The following is a 17,673-nucleotide window of genomic DNA, read 5'->3' on the forward strand; positions in this document are numbered from 1 at the left end:
TGGGACTCCTCCTGCTTCATGCCTCGGATGCCGGGTCCGCGGTCGCCGGCCGGTGGTGCCGCTCGTGGTGCCGGCGCAGCAGATCGGCGCCGTAGTCGTTGCCGTTCGGGGTGCGGACCACGGTGTGGATGTGCCGCCGCGTCGGCACGTCGTTGGCGAACATCACGCCGGCCTGGTGCTCGAACTCGACGAGGATCACCGGGCTGTGCACGCGGTAGTAGAAGGCGCTGTCCGGGCCGCCGTCGCCGATCCAGGCGAAGTACGTGTCCTGCCGGTGCGCGAGTACCTCGTCCATCCGTGCCGCGGCGTGGCCGGCGCCGGCCCGGCCGGTGTACAGGCCGAGCAACTCGGTGGCCAGCGCGTACTGGTGGCCGGTCAGCTCGGTGAACGGCATGCCCTGGTAGGCGAGTTCGTAGTTGTCCCGGAAGGCGCCCACGAACAGGTCGGGCGGCAGCTCGTCGGCGATCACCGCCCGGGCGCGCTGCCGCCCGGTCAGGCCGTCGAACAGCTCCTGCCCGACCGCCTCCTCGCGCCGGAAGACATGCGTGCCGGCGTACTTCCCCGAGGTGGCGTGCACCGGCTCCGCGCCGAGGAACGTCGGGGTGAGCACCATCTGGTCGCCGACGAAGGCGCAGTTGACGTTGACGTGGTGCCCGTCGAGCTGCCAGCCCCACGGGCCGCTTCCGGGGTCGCCGTAGACGGTGAACCAGTACAGCCACTCGTTGAGCAGGTGCTCCTCGCCGCGCAGCTCGCCGACCGTCAGGTTCAGGTGCATCAGGTCGAGGACCTGCGCGAAGCCCGCGTCACTCAGGCTGGCGCGGACGATCTCCAGGGCCGACTGCCTGGTCCGGTCGTCGAGTTCCTCCAGGCACAGCCCGTGCCGCAGGAAGTACCGGGCGCCGTTGGCCCAGTGCCGCCACGTCACGTCGTCCATCGGCAGCCGCCCGTCGGCCAGTTCGCGCGGTGCCAGCGCGGCCAGGTACCGCGCGGCTGCGCCGAGCACACCGCTGACGTCCACGCCGGTGGTCCGGAGCGGGAACAGGCCGGGGCGTATGCCGGACGGGTCGGCGACGCCGCGGAACGGCTCGTCCGCCGCGCGCCGGCGCCACTCGACCTTCTCCAGCAGCTCCGGGGTCCATACGTCGGGGCGCCGGGTGGGGGCGTCCCCGCGGACACGCAGTTCGCTCACGGCCGGCTCACCTCCGCGTCCCGCTCGTCGGGCGTCCCGGGCGTCTCGGCAGTCCTGGCAGTCCCGGCAGCCCTGGCAGCCCTGGTAGTCCCGGCACTCCCGGGCGCCGGTGCGGCGCCGAGGTGTGCGGTGTGCGCGGCGATCCGCTCGACGTCGATCGGGGACCGTACGACCTGCTGTTCCAGGGCGTAGCGGGCGCCGATCCCGACGGCCGCGACCAGTTCCGGGCGCCAGCCGGCCGCGACCACCCGGCCGGCCGGAGAGCCGTCGCGCTCGCCCGCGGTGGTCGCGATCGCGGCGGCCAGCGCTTCGACCAGCGCGGCGACCGCCTGCGGCGCGGACTCCAGCACCTCGTCGCGCACCACGACCATGTGGTTCACCGGCACGGTGCCGTGCCGGTCGATCCACGCCTGCGCGGCGGCCCGGGCGTCCGGGAGGACCGGGACGAGTTCGACGCCCTGGGTGCCGATGGCGCGCGGGCCGAGCACCGCCGAGCCCACCTCGCCGTCGCGCAGCAGGTCGGCGACCTTCGCGGCCCGGGACCGCCGGACGTTGTCCGGCTCGCGGTACCGCGCGACGTGCGGCTCCTCGGTGGTGACCCAGGTGACGTCCGAGGGCTGCACGCCGTAGTCCTCGCGCAGCACCCCGCGCACCCACAGGCCGGTGGTCTGGCTGTAGGAGCGCACCCCGACCCGGCTGCCCGCGAGCTGCCGCGGGGAGAGCGCCGGCCCGTCCGGCAGCCGGGTGAGCGACTGGTGGTGGGTGCCGCCGATCATCGCCACCGGCAGCAGCGTGATCGGCACGCCGGCCTCCCTGGCCTGGAAGTACGTCGCCAGCGCCATCTCGCAGACGTCGTACTCCAGGCCCCGCACCATCCGGGCGAAGGCCGAGTACAGCGGGGACGCCTGTGCCCAGTGGCACTCCACGCCGGGCACCGGGATCGTGCCGTCCTTCAGCGGCCGGGTGTGCGGGTAGTCCCCCAGCAGGACCGAGAGCGCGGTCATCACACGTCCTCGCCGTACTGGAGCCGCCGGTAGGGCACGCTCAGCACGTTCCGGGTGATCCGCACGTCGACCACGGTCGGGCGCGGGTCACGGACGAACTCCGCGAGCGCGGCGCGCAGTTCACCGGTGCTGCGGACGGTGGCGCCGGCCCCGCCGAGCGCGATCGCGACCGGGCCGAGGTCGGGGTTGGGGATCACCGCGAGCTGCGGGTCCAGGCCCTTGGCCTTCGCCTTGTGGAACTCCGCGCCCAGCCCCTCGTCGTTCATCACCACCACCAGCACCGGCAGGCCGTAACGGCAGGCGGTCTCGAACTCCGCCAGGTGCATCAGGAAGCTGGCGTCCCCCTCCACCACGAACGTCGGCCGGCCGCCGTTCGCCACGACGGCGCCGATGGTCAGCAGCGGGGCCTGGCCGATCGCGCCGAACATGCCGTAGTTCGACAGCACGTCGCGGGAGCGCTGGAAGAGCATCGTGCCGAAGTCGGTCTGGTGGCCGCTGCCGAGCACCAGCCCGATCTCGCCCGGGAGTTCGGCGTCCAGCACGCGGATGGCCTCGCGCGGGTCGAGCCGGCCCGGCTCGGCCTCGTAGCCGGACGGGGCCTTCAGCGGCTCGGTCAGCCGGTGCCGCACGTCGTCGGTGTGGAAGCCCTCCGGCTGCGCCGGGTGCTGCTCCAGGGCCCGGTTCAGCTCGGCGAGCGCGGTGCGCGCGTCGGCCCGTACGTAGCACTCCGCGGCCCGGCCGTTGCCCATCACCACGTGCGGCGCGTTGTCGATCTGCACGTAGGTGGCGTCGGGGAAGAGCAGGCCGTGTTCGGTGGTGTAGTGGTTCAGGCTGGCGCCGACCGCGATCACGCAGTCGGCCTCCTGGAGCAGCTCCATCGCGGCCTTGTTGCCGTACAGCCCGGAGATCCCGACGTGGAACTCGGTGGCGTCGCACAGCCAGTTCTTCGCCTGGAGCGTGGTGGCCAGCAGCGCGCCGGTCCGCCGCTGGAGCCGCAGCACCTCCTCACCGGCGTCCGAGGAGCGCGCTCCACGGCCCGCGATGATCACCACCCGCTTGGCCGCCCGCACCAGCGCCGATGCCTGTTCGATCCTGGCCGGGTCGGGCAACAACCGCGCGGTGTCGATGAGTTCGGTGGAGGGGATGTACGGCCCCGCCTCCTCGTACTCCTTGACCTGCACGTCGACGGGGGCGCTGAGCATCACCGGCCGGGACTCGGTCCTGGCCTGGTAGAAGGCCTGCTGCACGGCCTCCTCGGCGAGGTCGGGCCGGGAGACGTGGACGAAGCCGCACTCGATGGCGGCGGCGAACCGGCGCTGGTCGAGGTACTGCACCGCTGACTCGTCGCCCACCGGGGTCTCGCCGCAGAAGGCGACCAGCGGGGTGTGCGCGCGGGCGGCCACGATCATCGAGGTGGCGAGCTGGGCGGTGCCGGGGCCGCTGGTGGTGGTGACCACCCCTGGCCGGCCGGCGGTGCGCGCCCAGCCGTCGGCCATGCCCAGGCCCGAGCCCTCGTGGCGCACCTCGTACAGGTTCACCCCGCGCTCGTGCAGGGCGTTCATCCAGTGCATGTTGGCGTCGCCCATCATGCCGAAGACATCGGTCGCGCCCTCTTTGACGAACGCCTCGGCGAGCGCCTCGTAGACCTTCACTTGCCGTTCTCCTTCGCGGTCGTGGCGTGGTCCGCCGTGGTGGCGTGGGAGGAGAGCACGCCTTCCAGCCGTCCGAACACCCGCAGCGCGTTGCCGCCGTACACCGCCCGCCGGTCGGAGTCGGCCAAGGTGTCGATGGAGTCCAGGAGGTGCTTCGTGTCGTCGAACCGGTGCCCGGTCTCGGGGTCCACCCCGCGGACGGCGCCGATCATCTCCGAGGCGAAGAGGATGTTCTCCGCGGGGACGACGTCCACCAGCAGCTGCATGCCGCGCTGGTGGTACACGCAGGTGTCGAAGAAGACGTTCCGCAGCACCGCCTCCTCCAGCGGCGGCCGCCCCTGGTCCTGCATGAACCCGCGGTAGCGGCCCCAGTGGTAGGGGACGGCGCCGCCGCCGTGCGGCAGGATGAACTTCAGCGTCGGGAAGTCGGTGAACAGGTCCGACTGGCACAGCTGCATGAAGGCAGCGGTGTCGCCGTTGAGGTAGTGCGCGCAGGTGCCCTGGAGCGCGGGGTTGCGCGACATCGCGACATGGACCATCGCGGGGACGTCCAGCTCCGCCATCGTCTCGTAGAGCGGGTAGTAGACCTTGTCGGTCAGCGGCGGCGCCTGCCAGTAGCCGTCCGACGGGTCCGGGTTGAGCAGGCAGCCGACGAAGCCCAACTCCTCGACGCAGCGCCGCAGTTCGGTGGCGCTGCGGCGGACCGACGACGCCAGCGGCTCGCCCGGGGACTGCGGGAGCTGGCACACCCCGACGAACCGGCCGGGGAAGAGCCCGCACACCCGGGCGATCAGGTCGTTGCTGACGTGCGACCAGGCCAGGCTGGTCTGCTCGTCGCCGTAGTGGTGCGCCATCTTGCCCGCGCCGGGGGAGAAGAGGGCGACGTCGACGCCGCGCTCCCGCTGGAGTCTGAGCTGTCCCTGCTCGATGGCGGTGGTGATCTCGTCGTCGCTGATGCGGAGTTCGGCGGGCGACAGCCGCGCGCCCGATTCCTCGAACGCCTGGATCTGCCGTTCACGCCACTTCCCCAGTGCGGCCGGGGCCGTGGTGAAGTGACCGTGACAGTCGATGAGCATGGAAGTCTCCGAGATTCGCGTGGTGCGTGGCGCGCGGCGGGCCGGTGGATGGTGGGCGCCGCGGGCATGGAGGGCCGGCGGTGGGAGGTTTTCGGGCGCGCGAGGGCGCGGGAGGGCGGGGAAGGGCGGGGAAGGGGCGTGAAAACGTGGGGGCGCGGGAAGGCGGGACGGCTTGGGACGGTGGGAGGTGCCGGAAGGTACCGGCAGCCGTCAGTCGCGTCCGGTCAGCGTCCGGCCGAGCTCCAGGCCGGGGTAGGTCCGTACCGGCATGGACATCAGGAACCGGTAGCCGTCCTCCAGCACCTGCTTGACGTTGTCGGCGGTGACGTGGGGGTGGCCGACGGGGACGCCGCGGGCGGCGCAGATGTCGAGGACGCGGCGCTTGCACTCCCGCATCAGCGGGTGGTCGTACTGGCGCGGGATGCCCAGTTCCTGGCTCATGTCGCCCTCGCCGATGATGATCAGCCCGATGCCCGGCACCTGGTCGAGGATGTCCGGCAGGTTGTCGATGGCGAGCTGGTCCTCGATCATGAGGGCCACCAGGATCTCGCCGTCCGGGTCCAGCGGCCAGACGTCGGCCTTCGCGTAGTACTCCGCGTTGGAGATGCCCCAGTAGCGGGCCGCGGCGGCCGGGCTGTCGCCGCGCAGGCCGGCGGGTTCGTGGCGAGGGCGGTCGGGCAGCCGCGGGTAGCGGCAGGCGGCGACCGCGTTGTACGCCTCCTCGACCGTGGAGATGTGCGGCCACACGATGCCGTACGCGCCCAGGTCGAGCGCCTGCTTGGCCTGCCACTGCCCCTTCTCGGCGCCGTTGACCGGTATCCGGACCAGCGGGGTGAGCGCGGGGGCCACGCTGTCGGCGCCGAAGATCTGCCGCCGGTTCAGCAGGTACTGGAGGGTGTCGCGCAGCGCCGGCACGTCCCAGGGCTTGTGCTCGGTCTCGAAGACCAGGGCGTCGTAGCCGGTGGTGCCGAACTCCAGGGCGGCGGACGGGTCGGCCGCGGCGAAGGACGCGAAGACGTGCTGTCCCGCTTCGAGGGCGCCGATCACCTTATTGAGCCGGGGCGTTGCCACTGCCGACCTCCTCGGTCTGCGTCGTCTGCGGTGCGTGTGCGGTGTGCGGGAGAGAAGCGGGCGGGGCGGCTCGGTCCGAGGCCGTAGGGGTCGCCGGTGCCGGTGCCGCCGGGCTCCGCCGCCGGCCCAGGACGCGGGCGAGCCAGGCGAGGCAGCGGCGCAGCGGGCCGGTACGGGGCGGGGCGGCGGCCGGTGCGGGCACGGGGGCGGGTACGGGCGGGGCGGCGTCGGCTGCCGCCCGCTCGGCGGACGGCCCGGATGCCGCGGCGCCGACCGGCACGGACACCTGGCCGGTGGCCGGCTCGGCGCACTTCGCGACCAGCTTCGCCGAGAAGTCCTTGGTCATCCTGGAGATCACGACCCCGGCGCCCGACTCGACCAGCGACGCGAGCTTGCCGGTGAGGGTCACCTCGCCGTTCATCAGCACCCGCGCGCTGCCGGCCGCGGCGCCGTCGACCACGCGGAAGGTGGCGTCACCGCGGAAGCGGGTGGCCCCCTGCCCGTCGCCGCCGCGGGCGGTGAGCCGGCCCTCGGACTCGGGCTCGTCCAGCTCCAGCCGGATGCGGGCGGCGAACCTCACCCGGATCGCGCCGAACTTCACCACCAGGGCACCGTCGAACGACCCGTCGTCGTGGGCGGCGCCCAACTCGGCGCCACTGATGCAGGACACGACGTCCGAGGGGCTCGACACGACCTCCCAGACCCGGCCGCGCGGGCTCGGGACGTCGATCTCTTCCTTGATCGTTATCACTGCGGTTCCTTACGCGGAGGCGTCGGACAGGTCGATCTCCGACTTGAACAGGCTCCACAGGTCGTTGTAGAGCTCGGAGAACTCGTGCGACTCGACCAGCGACCCGATGGATCGGGGCCGGGGGAAGGGGACTTCGAGGGTGCGGTGCACCGTCCCGGGCCCCTTGGACATCACGATCACCTCGTCGGCGAGGTAGATCGCCTCGTTGAGGTCGTGGGTGACGAAGACGAGCGTGCCCTCCTGCTCCTCCCACAGATTGAGCAGGTCCTGCTGGAGCTTGAGCCGGGTGATGGCGTCCAGCGGGCCGAACGGCTCGTCCATCAGCACGATGGACGGGTCGTAGATCAGCGCGCGGGCGATGGCGACGCGTTTCTGCATGCCGCCGGAGAGCTCGCGCGGGTAGTGGTCCTCGAACCCGGTGAGGCCGACCACCTTGATCCAGTGCGCGATCCGCTCGTCACGCTCCGCCTTGGGGACCCTGCGGAACTTCAGCGCCAGGCCGATGTTGGCCTTCACGCTGAGCCAGGGCAGCAGGTTGGCCTTCTGGGTCACGTACGCGGCTTCGGAGTTGACCCCGGTGACGGGTTCGCCGTTGAAGTGGACCTCGCCCCTGGTCGGGCGGAGCAGGCCGGCGGCCAGGTTGAGGATCGTGCTCTTGCCGCACCCGCTCGGTCCGATCACGGCGACGAACTTGCGCCGCGCGACCCTGAACGAGACGTCCTCGATGGCCGGTTGGTGTCCCCCGGGGAATTCCAGGGTGACGTGGTCGAAGCGGAGTGCCTCCGCGCTGTGGTCCCGCTGGTTGGTCGACAACTCTGTCTCCTTGACCGGCTCGGGTGAGGCGATCCGGCACTCGCGTGTACACGTTCGAGTGGCCTTGCCGATGGGTCTCGATGGATTTCGACGACTGCGGCTGCGGCTGCGGCTCAGCTCGTCTCCGCGTGGCGCCCGACGCGTGGGGTTCCTCGCGTCGAGCGATGGATTGTCCAACAACTTGCGAGTGACCGTAACACCGCCGAATCAAGCCCACAAGAACTCTGCACGAAAATCGCGCAGTGAGCCGATGGGCGCCGTGAGTCACATCCAAGATTGTTGGACAAGTTAGCTATCTGGCCGCTCTCGGGGGCCTCGACAAGCTCCGCTGCGTGAGCGTCGAGGTCGGGGTCGAAGTCGACGTCGTACGGTCCGCGAGCTCGGAGGTTTGTGGCGGCGTTCGGCCGCCTGCTGCCGCAACTGTCCTCATCCCTGCGGCCGTTGGGCCGGGAGACGGTCGAGCGGATCGTGGGCTGCGAGACCGGCACGGTGCTGGTCGCCCGGTCCGGCGGCAAGGTCGTCGGCACCCTGACCCTGGTGCTGCTGCCGCTCGCCTCCGGCCCGCGCGGGCGGGTGGAGGACGTCGTGGTGGACGGCGCGGCGCGCGGCCAGGGGGTCGCGGCGCTGCTGACCGGGCACGCGGTGCGGCTCGCGCGGGAGGCCGGCGCGCGCAGTGTCGACCTCACCTCGCGCCCGGAACGCGGCGCCGCGAACCGGCTCTACGAGCGGCTCGGGTTCGCGGCGAGGCGGTCGACGGTGTACCGGTTCGCGGTCGGGGAGCAGGGGCAGCGGGCACCGGCGGGCGGGTGCCGTCGCGGGGCAAGCGCGCGCGGCGTGCTCGGCTCGCGCGGATTGCTCGGCGTGCTCGGCTCGTCCGGCGTGCTCGGCTCGCGTGGCGGTGGAGGGGGCCGGCGGCAGCGGCCGCGGGGGAGTGGTGAAGGCAACGGTCCGTCACGTTGACGGGACGCGCCGCCGCGTGGTGCCATGAAACGCATTTCCGATTCAGCAGCCAGGGGAAGCCGGTCGAAACCCGGCGCTGACCCGCAACCGTAGGCCCACCGCGAGGCGGGCGAGCCGGACCACCTGCGCTGAACAGCAAGTCACGCTCGCCGTCGAGGACTACGGCACGGACGACAGGCCGGTTCGTGTGCCGGCTTTCCCTCCGTGGCCCGCGCTCCGCGCCGGCCGGACCGGGGGGCCACCCGTGCTCGTTCTCGCCAGGCGTCGCCGTCACAGACGGCCGCGCACCGCCGTGCTGCTCACCGCGGCCGCGCTGACCTTCGGCTCGGTCGCGGCCGGCCTGGTGTCGGCCGCCGCGCCCGCGCACGCCGACCCGATCGGCGCCTGCACGCCGACCAAGGGCGCGGTCGTCGCGGTGGACTTCGCGCACTGGGGCGGCCCGGTCGTCCGCGGCTGCGACGCGCACCCGACCACCGGCATGAACCTGCTGCACGACGCCGGGTTCACCACCACCGGCACCGTGCACGACGGCCCCGGCTTCGTCTGCCGGATCGGCGACGCGGACTACGACGGCGGCACCGAGTACCCGACGGCGGCCGACGAGCCGTGCGTGCTCACCCCGCCGGCCGACGCCTACTGGTCGTTCTGGATCGCGCCGGCCGGGCAGCACACCTGGACCTACAGCCCGCTGGGCGCGCTGAGCGACCACCCGGCGGACGGCGAGGTCGAGGCGTGGGTCTTCGGCCCGACCGACACCGGCGGCACCACCGGCGGCCCGTCCTTCACCCCCGACTCCGTACGGGCCCAGGACACCTCGGCCACCACCCCGCCGGCCACGCCCCCGGCCACGCCGCCGACGTCGCCGGCCGGCCCCCCGGCCGCGGCCGACGCGGACCTGGCCGGTGCGGCGAAGTGGCTGACCGGGCGGCTCACCGACGGCGACCACGTGTACGACAGCGACAGGGACACCACCGACCTCGGCGCCACCGACTCCACCGCCGTGGCACTGGCCGCGGCCGGCGGGTCCGAGGCCACCGTCCGCAGGATCGACGCGTACCTGACCGCGCACCTCGCCGACTACCTCTTCCCCGACCCGACGGTCCCGGTGCCGAGCGTGGCCGCCACCGCGAACCTGGCGCTGCTCACCGAGATCCTCGGCGCCGACCCCGCCAAGGTCGGCGGCCGCGACCTGCTGGCCGACCTCACCGACCACGTCTGCACGGCCGCGGGCAGCCAGGGCAACTGCACCGCCGCCGGCGACTTCCACAACGTCGGCTCGCCGGACACCCAGGCGCTGGCGCTGCTCGCCCTGGAGCGCGGCGGCGTCACCCCGCCGCCCGCCGCGGTCTCCCGGCTCACCGGCATGCAGTGCGCCGACGGCGGCTTCTCCGCCTCGATGCTCGGCGCGAGCGAGCGCTGCTCCTCCGACCCGGCGATCACCGCCGACGCGGTCATCGCGCTCAAGCAACTCCCGGGTACCGCGGATGTGTTGAGCAAGGCCGGCGACTACCTGACCGGGCGGCAGGCCGCGGACGGCGGCTTCGTGCCGTACGGCGCCGCGTCCGCGGACACCGCCACCACCGCGGCCGCCGCGCAGGCGCTGCGCCTGCTCGGCGACACCGACCAGGCGGTGAGGGCCCGCGACTGGGCGGTCGCCCGCCAGTCCGACGGCGGCGGATTCACCGCGGACACCTCCGGCGGCGCCCCCGACGTCCACGCCACCACCCCGGCGCTGCTCGCCGCCACCGGCACCGACCTCGCCACGCTGACGTTCGGCGCGCGGCACACCACGCCGCCCACCTCCCCGTCGGCGACCGCGCCCACCACCCCGTCGGACACCTCCTCGCCCTCGCAGTCCCCGACCGCGGTCGGCCCGGACCTGGCCAAGGGGGTCGCCTACCTGGTGAACGGCGACAACCTGGTCGACGGCCACTCCTACGAGTCCTCGCCCGGCTTCGCCGACTTCGGCATGACCATCGACGGCCTGTTCGCCCTGGCCGCGACCGGCGGCGCCGACGACACCCTGGCGTCGATCTCGGACTTCCTCCAGCACGGCAAGGACGCCGGCGGTCGCGGTATCGACGCCTGGACGCTGATCGGCACCTCCTACGCCCAGGGCGGCTCGCTCGCCAAAGAGGCGGTGGCGGCCGAGGTGCTCGGCGCCGACCCCCGCGCCTTCGGCGGCCACGACCTGATCGCCGCGCTCGACGCCACCGTCTGCGCGAAGGCCGACGCCTCAGGCGGCTGCGCGGCCAAGGACGACTACGCCTACGCGACCTCGGTGTTCTCCCAGTCCCTCGGCGTCGTCGCGCAGATCCGGGCCGGCGAGGCCGACCGGGCGGCCGGGCCGATCACCTACCTGGAGAGCCTCCAGGACGCCGACGGCGCCTGGCCGAGCCTGATCCCGTCCGGCGGCGACCAGGACGCGGACAGCACCGCGATGGCGATGATGGCGCTGGACCTGGTGCCCGGCGACGCGGCGGCGCGGGCCGTCGCGAAGGGCGGCGCGTGGCTGGCGGGCAAGCAGCTGGCGAACGGCGGGTTCCACGGCGCGGCCGGCGACTCCGTCAACTCCGCGGCCCTCGCGATCCAGGGGCTCAGCCTGGACGGCGCAGGCGGCGGCACGTACACCGGGCAGATCGCCAAGGCCCGCGCGTTCCTGGCCGCCGAGCAGAACCCGGACGGCGGCTTCCGGGTCGCCTCCGACGCCGCCCAGACCACGTCCGACCTGCGCGCGTCCACGCAGGCGCTCGGCGGGGCGGTCGGCACCTCCTTCGGCACGCTGCTGCGGGACCTGCGCGACCAGAAGGCGGCCGCGGCCGGTGCCGGCTACCTCGTCAAGCAACTCGACGGCGGCGACCACCTGGCCAACGACTACGGCCCGGACTACGGCCTCACCGCCGACCTCTCGCTCGCGCTCGCCTCGACCGGCGGACAGGACGAGGCGCTGACCAAGACGACGGGTTACCTCGCCGGGCATGTCGCGCAGTACGCCGACCCGGACGGCACGTCCGACTACCCGGGCCCGTACAGCGGTTCGGCGGCCAAGCTGGCGCTGGTCGCCGAGGTGATGGGGCAGGACCCGCACCACTTCGGCGGGTTCGACCTGCTCACCACGCTGACCGGCCACGTCTGCACCGCGGCCACCGACGACGGCGCGTGCACCGCGCCGGGTGACTTCTCCCAGGCGTACTCCACGGTCTCGCAGGCCCTCGGCGTGCTCGCGCTGGCCCGCGGCGGCGTCACCGTACCGCCCGCCGCGGCCGACCGGCTGCTCCAACTCCAGTGCAAGGACGGCGGGTTCTCCTCCACGCTGATCGCGGCCGGCGCCAGCTGCACGTCCGACACGGACACCACCGGGTACGCCGTGCAGGCGCTCACGCTGGTGCCGGGGCACGCCGACGCGGTCGCCGCCGCGCGGGCGTACCTCGTCAAGGCGCAGCAGAGCAGCGGCGGTTACCAGGGCGCGGCCGGCGTCAGCACCAACTCCACCGCGCTGGCGGTGCAGGGCCTGCTCGCCACCGACCGGCTCCGCCCCGAACCCGCCCGCAGCGGGCAGGAGTTCCTGGTGTCGGCGCAGAACACCGACGGCGGCGTCCGGATCACCGCCGACGCGGGCGACTCCGACGTCCGCTCCAGCACGCAGGCCGTGCCGGCCCTCGCCGGCACCCCGCTGACCACGCTCACCCACGCGCTCGGCCCGATCACGGCGGTCGGCGGCGGTGACGACGGCGGTGCGTCCGGCGGCTCGTCGGGCGGCTCGTCGGGCGGTTCCGACTCCGGCTCGGGCTCCGGCGGCTCCTCCGGCGGCACGCTCGCGGCGACCGGTACGGCGGTGCTCTCGCTGGCCGCCGCTGCCGCGATCCTGCTGGCCGCCGGCGCCGCGATGACGGCCCTGCGCCGCAGGTCGGCCGACGAGGGGAGGCACCAGTGAGGAAGTTCTCCAGCCGAACGCGCCGGGCGGCGGCGCCCGGCTCGGGCCCCGGCGTACGGGAGCGGTTCGTCCGCGTGGGGGCCGCGCTCGCGGTGCTGTGCGCGGCCGCGCTGACCGGGCTCGGCCCCGGGGCTGGCAGCGCGGCGGCGAGCCCGCTGCCGATGAGCACGTGCACGACGACCTCCGGCGTGGTGCTCGCGGTGGACTTCAGCCACTGGGGCGGCCCGCTGCTGCGCTCGTGCGGCACCACGCCCACCACCGGCTACGCCCTGCTCAACCAGGGCGGTTGGCAGACCACGGGCACCCAGCACGACGGCCCGGCCTTCATCTGCCGGATCGGCTACGCCGGTTACCAGGGCGGCAAGCAGTACCCCACCAGCAAGGACGATGCGTGCGTGCTGACGCCGCCGGCCACCGCGTACTGGTCGTACTGGCACGCCGACCCGGGCCAGAACAGCTGGTCCTACAGCCAGTTGGGCTCGATGAGCTACCACCCCAAGCCCGGCAGCGTCGATCTGTGGATCTTCGGCGCGACGAACACCGCGGGCACCCAGGGGCGGCCGACGTTCTCCCCGGACAGCGTGCGGGCGCACAACACCGCGCCCGGGGGCGGGAGTTCGACCGGCGGCGGGGGTTCGACCTCCGGCGGCGGGAGTTCGACCTCCGGTGGCGGCGCGGGGAAGCCGCCCGCGACGCACTCGCCGCCCGCGTCCGGAGGGCAGCCGGCGGCGGGAGGCACGAAGGGCGGGACCGGCGGCAAGGCCAGTCCCTCGCCCCATCCGTCGGGCACCGGCCCGACCCCCACGGCGAGCCCGAGCTGCCCGGCCACCGATACGCCCACGCCCACGCCCACGCTCACGCGCACCGCGACGCCGACGCGCACGGCCACGCCGAGCCCGACCCGTACGCCGGCCCCCGCGGCCACCCCGAGTTGCCCGCCTTCCGCCACTCCCAGCGCGGACGCGGGAGCGGGCACCCGGTCGTCCTCCGCTCCGCCGGTGGTGGATGCCTCGCCGACGGCCGCCGTCCACCACTCCTCGGGCTCGTTCGTTCCCATCGCGGTGACGTCCGTGCTGGTGGCCGGGATCGGTGGCGCGACCGTCGTCCAGGTGCGGCGCCGCCGTCGGACGGAGTAGTCGTGACCCGCAGCGTGGTGCGTCCCGGCGCCGAGGGGCCGCCGACCGAACCGGCGAAGCCGGCTCAACCGGCTCAACCGGCTCAACCGGCCGGTTCCGGGCGGCGGTTGCCGCGCACCCTGCACCCGATCGCCTGGTGGATCTGGGGCATCGGCCTGGCCACCGCGGTCAGCCGCACCACCAACCCGCTGCTGCTCGGCCTGGTGCTGGTCGTGCTCGGCTACGTCGTCACCGAGCGCCGTACCGACGCGCCCTGGGCGAAGGGCTTCAAGTACTACCTGTGGCTCGCCCTGACGGTGATCGTGATCCGGGTGGCGTTCCGCTGCGTCTTCGCCTCCGGTATCACCCCCGCCGACCACATCATGTTCTCGCTGCCGCACATCCCGACTCCCCACTGGTACGCGGGAATCCAGCTCGGCGGCCCGGTCTCGCTGGAGGCCACCCTGTCCGCGGCCGTCGACGGGCTGCGGCTGGCCTGCCTGCTGTGCTGCATCGGCGCCGCCAACACCCTCGCCAACCCCAAGCGCGCGCTGCGCGTGCTGCCCGGCGCGCTGTACGAACTCGGCGTCGCCGTCACGGTGTCGATGAGCGTCGCGCCCCAACTCGTCGAGAGCGTGCAGCGGGTGGCCCGCGCCCGCCGGCTGCGCGCGGACCGGGCCAGGGGGCTGCGCGCGCTGCGCAGCATCGTCATCCCGGTGCTGGAGGACGCGCTGGAGCGGTCGCTGTACCTGGCCGCCGCGATGGACTCGCGCGGCTACGGCCGGGCCGGCAACGCCACCCGCGCCTCCCGCCGGGCGACCGGCGCGCTGATGCTGGTGGGCATGCTCGGCCTGTGCACCGGCGTCTACGGGCTGCTCGACGGCACCACTCCGCGCGCGCTCGGCCTGCCCGCGCTGCTGGCCGGCTCGCTGCTGTGCTGCGCCGGGCTCGCGCTCGGCGGTCGCCGGGTGCGCCGCACCAGCTACCGGCCCGACCCGTGGCGCGCCGCGGAGTGGGTGGTGGCCGGCTTCGGCTGCGCCACCGCCGTCGTGCTGTTCCTCACCGTCGGGTACAGCGCGAGCGACCTCAACCCGTCGCTGTATCCGCTGCGTTGGCCGTCGCTGCCGCTGCTGCCCGCCGCCGCGGTGCTGCTCGCGGGGGTCGCCGCTTTCGCCGCGCCGCCGCCCGCGCGCACTCCCGGCCGGGCGACGGCCACCTCCCAGCAGGCGGGCCGGAAGACCGGGAAGTCCGGCAGGACCGGGACATCCGGCAGGACCGGCAAGGCCGGGACATCCGCGGCGCCTGGGAACTCCGCGCCCGCGCCCACCTCCGCCCAGGACACCGACGACAACCACCGCGAGGCCCTGCTGTGATCCGTTTCGACCAGGTCAGCGTCCGCTACGACGGAACCGCCGCGCCCGTGCTGCGGGCGGTGGACCTGCGGATCGAGGAGGGCGAACTGTGCCTGGTGGTGGGCCGCACCGGCGCCGGCAAGTCCACGCTGCTCGGCACGATCAACGGCCTCGTGCCGCACTTCACCGGCGGCACCCTGGCCGGGCGGGTCACCGTCGACGGCCGCGACACCGCGCACCACCCGCCACGTGAACTCGCCGACGTCGTCGGCGTGGTCGGCCAGGACCCCTCGGCCGGCTTCGTCACCGACACCGTGGAGGAGGAACTCGCCTACGCCATGGAGCAGTTGGCGATTCCCGCGGACGTGATGCGCAAGCGGGTGGAGGAGACCCTCGACCTGCTCGGCCTGGCCGACCTGCGGCACCGCGCGCTCAGCGAACTCTCCGGCGGCCAGCAGCAGCGGGTCGCGATCGGCTCCGTGCTCACCGCCCACCCCCGCGTCCTCGTCCTGGACGAGCCCACCTCCGCGCTCGACCCGACCGCCGCCGAGGACGTGCTCGCCGCCGTCACCCGCCTCGTGCACGACCTCGGGGTGACCGTGGTGCTGGCCGAGCACCGGCTGGAACGCGTCGTGCAGTACGCCGACCGCGTCATCCACCTCACCGGCGACGGCACCGTCACCGACGGCCCGCCCGGCACCGTATTCCGCACGTCCACGGTGGCGCCCCCGGTGGTGGACCTGGGCCGCCTCGCACGGTGGGACCCGCTCCCGCTGTCCGTACGTGACGCCCGCCGCGCCGCCGCGCCGCTGCGCGAACGGCTCACACCGCTTCCGGTGCCGCCGCCGCGCCCAACGGCGCCCGAGGCGGGGGCCGTTGACCGCGCCGCCGCGGAGCCGGCCGCCGCCGAGCCCGTCGCCGCGGAGCCGGCCGTACCGGTGCTCAGCGCCAAGGGCGTCGTGGTCCGCTACGGCGAGGTGATCGCCGTCCGCGAGGTGGACCTCGACCTGCGGGCCGGGCAGGTCACCGCGCTGATGGGCCGCAACGGCTCCGGCAAGTCCTCGCTGATGTGGGCGCTGCACGGTGCGGGCCCGCGCCAGGCCGGCACCGTACGGGTCGGGGGCGGGCAGGAGGCAGCCCCGGTCGGCGCCGAACAGCCCCCGCAGCGCGGTTGGTTCGGCCGGCGCCGGGCGCGTACGGCCGAACGGCGCGGCCCGATCGGCCTCGTCCCGCAGACCCCCACCGACCTGCTCTACCTGGAGACCGTCGGCGCCGAACTCGCCCAGGCCGACCGGGAGTCCGACACCGCGGGCGCGCCCGCGGCCCGGGCGATCCTCGACCGGCTCGCGCCCGGCATCGCCGACGACACCCACCCCCGCGACCTGTCCGAGGGCCAGAAACTCTCCCTGGTGCTGGCCATCCAGCTCACCACCGCGCCCACGGTCGTCCTGCTCGACGAGCCGACCCGCGGGCTCGACTACCAGGCGAAGCGGGCCCTCATCCAGATCGTCGACACGCTCTCCGCCGAGGGCCGCAGCGTCGTGATCGCCACCCACGACGTCGAATTCGTCGCCTCCAGCGCCGACCGGGTGATCGTCATGGCCGAGGGCGAGATCGTCGCCGACGGCCCGACGGCGGAGATCATCGTCGCCTCGCCCGCGTTCGCCCCGCAGACCGCCAAGATCCTCGCGCCGCTGCCGTACCTCACCGTCCCCCAGGTCGCCACCGCGCTCGATGGCCTCGGCGGCCTGGACGACCTCGGCACGGCGGAGGCTTCCCGATGAGCGCGCCCGCCGCCCGGCCCGCGGACGACCACGCGGCCGCGGGGAACCGTACGACCGGGGAGCGCCGTACCAGCGCGGTGCGGCTGCACGCCATGGCCACCGTGACCGTGGTGCTCGCCGCGTTCATCGGGGCGGTCGCCTTCTTCTGGCCGTTCGTCGTCGCGCCCGGCCGGTTCGGCGCCTCCTACGCGCCGCCGCTGATCTTCGGGGTGCTGCTCGTCCTGGTGCTCGCCGTCGTCTTCGCGGAGATCGCCGACGGCGGCATCGACGCGAAGGCGCTGGCCATGCTCGGGGTGCTCTCCGCGGTCAACGCGGCCCTGCGCCCGCTCGGCGCCGGAACCGCGGGCGTGGAGACGGTCTTCTTCGTCCTGGTGCTGGCCGGCCGCGTCTTCGGCCCCGGCTTCGGCTTCACCCTCGGCTGCACCTCGCTGTTCGCCTCCGCCCTCCTCACCGGCGGCGTCGGCCCCTGGATGCCGTACCAGATGTTCGGCTGCGCCTTCGTCGGCATGCTCGCCGGCCTCCTCCCGCGCGCCCGCGGCAAACGGGAAGTGCTGATGCTGGCGGTCTACGGCTCCGCGTCCGGCTACCTCTTCGGCTTCCTGCTCAACCTCTCCTTCTGGCCCTTCTCGCTCGACCCCGGCAGCTCCCTCGCCTACCTGCCCGGCCTGCCCTTCACCGAGCAGTGGCACCGCTACCTCGCCTTCGACGCGGCGACCTCCCTCGGATGGGACACCGGCCGCGCCGTCACCAACTTCGTCTGCGTCCTCGTCGCCGGCCCGGCCGTCCTCACCACGTTCCGCCGCGCGGCCCGCCGCGCCAACTTCACCCCCGCGATCCACTTCACGGACCCGCTCCCGCCGCCGGCCCCGACCCCGCCGCAGTGACGCGTCGGCAACGCGCAGACGGCGTCCGCGGGTCCGGGTATCCCCGTATCCGCCCATAGGTTCCTCCGTCCCACCGCCCGTCCGGCCT

13 protein-coding genes and 1 riboswitch are annotated in these 17,673 nt (G+C 73.9%); of the genes, 6 read left to right on the plus strand and 7 right to left on the minus strand.

Features of this window, described 5'->3' with window-relative positions; translation table 11 throughout:
- Positions 1-16: 16 nt before the first annotated feature.
- The 7 genes from AB0399_RS10775 to AB0399_RS10805 all read right to left on the minus strand — a co-directional run bounded on the left by AB0399_RS10775 (position 17) and on the right by AB0399_RS10805 (position 7,556).
- Positions 17-1,189: a DUF3500 domain-containing protein gene (locus AB0399_RS10775; protein ID WP_366411014.1), complete on the minus strand. Its 1,173-nt coding sequence runs from the start codon at positions 1,187-1,189 to the stop codon at positions 17-19.
- Complete coding sequence (locus tag AB0399_RS10780; protein WP_366411015.1) at positions 1,186-2,193, minus strand: hypothetical protein; 1,008 nt, start codon at positions 2,191-2,193, stop codon at positions 1,186-1,188. Before AB0399_RS10780 ends, AB0399_RS10775 begins: the two co-directional genes overlap by 4 nt.
- Positions 2,193-3,845: a thiamine pyrophosphate-binding protein gene (locus AB0399_RS10785; protein WP_366411016.1), complete on the minus strand. Its 1,653-nt coding sequence runs from the start codon at positions 3,843-3,845 to the stop codon at positions 2,193-2,195. The genes AB0399_RS10780 and AB0399_RS10785 overlap by 1 nt, the downstream gene beginning before the upstream one ends.
- On the minus strand, positions 3,842-4,921 hold the full coding sequence (locus AB0399_RS10790) for an amidohydrolase family protein (RefSeq protein WP_329369963.1): 1,080 nt from the start codon (positions 4,919-4,921) through the stop codon (positions 3,842-3,844). Before AB0399_RS10790 ends, AB0399_RS10785 begins: the two co-directional genes overlap by 4 nt.
- A 210-nt stretch (positions 4,922-5,131) precedes the next feature.
- Entirely contained in the window at positions 5,132-5,992 is an 861-nt protein-coding gene (locus tag AB0399_RS10795) for an aldolase/citrate lyase family protein (RefSeq protein ID WP_329369965.1), read from the minus strand.
- On the minus strand, positions 5,970-6,743 hold the full coding sequence (locus AB0399_RS10800; protein ID WP_366411017.1) for an SRPBCC domain-containing protein: 774 nt from the start codon (positions 6,741-6,743) through the stop codon (positions 5,970-5,972). Before AB0399_RS10800 ends, AB0399_RS10795 begins: the two co-directional genes overlap by 23 nt.
- A gap of 9 nt (positions 6,744-6,752) precedes the next feature.
- Positions 6,753-7,556: an ABC transporter ATP-binding protein gene (locus AB0399_RS10805; protein ID WP_329369969.1), complete on the minus strand. Its 804-nt coding sequence runs from the start codon at positions 7,554-7,556 to the stop codon at positions 6,753-6,755.
- A 390-nt stretch (positions 7,557-7,946) separates the two neighbouring features.
- Between AB0399_RS10805 and AB0399_RS10810 the strand changes: the two genes are divergently transcribed.
- From AB0399_RS10810 to AB0399_RS10835, 6 genes are all read left to right on the plus strand, one after another.
- Positions 7,947-8,516: a GNAT family N-acetyltransferase gene (locus tag AB0399_RS10810; protein ID WP_366411018.1), complete on the plus strand. Its 570-nt coding sequence runs from the start codon at positions 7,947-7,949 to the stop codon at positions 8,514-8,516.
- Positions 8,517-8,528: 12 nt separating this feature from the next.
- Positions 8,529-8,662: riboswitch (cobalamin riboswitch) on the plus strand.
- Positions 8,663-8,760: 98 nt separating this feature from the next.
- Positions 8,761-12,450 (plus strand): prenyltransferase/squalene oxidase repeat-containing protein, encoded by a 3,690-nt coding sequence (locus AB0399_RS10815; protein WP_366411019.1) that lies wholly within the window; start codon positions 8,761-8,763, stop codon positions 12,448-12,450.
- 161 nt (positions 12,451-12,611) lie between these two features.
- Positions 12,612-13,586: a hypothetical protein gene (locus AB0399_RS10820; protein WP_366411075.1), complete on the plus strand. Its 975-nt coding sequence runs from the start codon at positions 12,612-12,614 to the stop codon at positions 13,584-13,586.
- A gap of 107 nt (positions 13,587-13,693) precedes the next feature.
- Entirely contained in the window at positions 13,694-14,938 is a 1,245-nt protein-coding gene (locus AB0399_RS10825; protein WP_366411076.1) for a CbiQ family ECF transporter T component, read from the plus strand.
- On the plus strand, positions 14,935-16,701 hold the full coding sequence (locus tag AB0399_RS10830) for an ATP-binding cassette domain-containing protein (RefSeq protein ID WP_366411020.1): 1,767 nt from the start codon (positions 14,935-14,937) through the stop codon (positions 16,699-16,701). The genes AB0399_RS10825 and AB0399_RS10830 overlap by 4 nt, the downstream gene beginning before the upstream one ends.
- Positions 16,702-16,793: 92 nt before the next feature.
- Positions 16,794-17,585, plus strand: coding sequence for an ECF transporter S component (locus AB0399_RS10835; protein WP_366411077.1), 792 nt, complete (start codon positions 16,794-16,796; stop codon positions 17,583-17,585).
- Positions 17,586-17,673: the final 88 nt, after the last annotated feature.

The organism is Streptomyces sp. NPDC088194 (assembly GCF_040702025.1).
Classification (GTDB): domain Bacteria; phylum Actinomycetota; class Actinomycetes; order Streptomycetales; family Streptomycetaceae; genus Actinacidiphila.

What these genes read in the sequence shown, in the direction of transcription:
- AB0399_RS10820 (WP_366411075.1), top strand. Translation starts at nt 12,612, where the DNA reads ATGAGCACGTGCACGACGACCTCCGGCGTGGTGCTCGCGGTGGACTTC.
- AB0399_RS10835 (WP_366411077.1), top strand. Translation starts at nt 16,794, where the DNA reads ATGGCCACCGTGACCGTGGTGCTCGCCGCGTTCATCGGGGCGGTCGCC.
- AB0399_RS10790 (WP_329369963.1), bottom strand. Translation starts at nt 4,921, where the DNA reads ATGCTCATCGACTGTCACGGTCACTTCACCACGGCCCCGGCCGCACTG.
- AB0399_RS10780 (WP_366411015.1), bottom strand. Translation starts at nt 2,193, where the DNA reads ATGACCGCGCTCTCGGTCCTGCTGGGGGACTACCCGCACACCCGGCCG.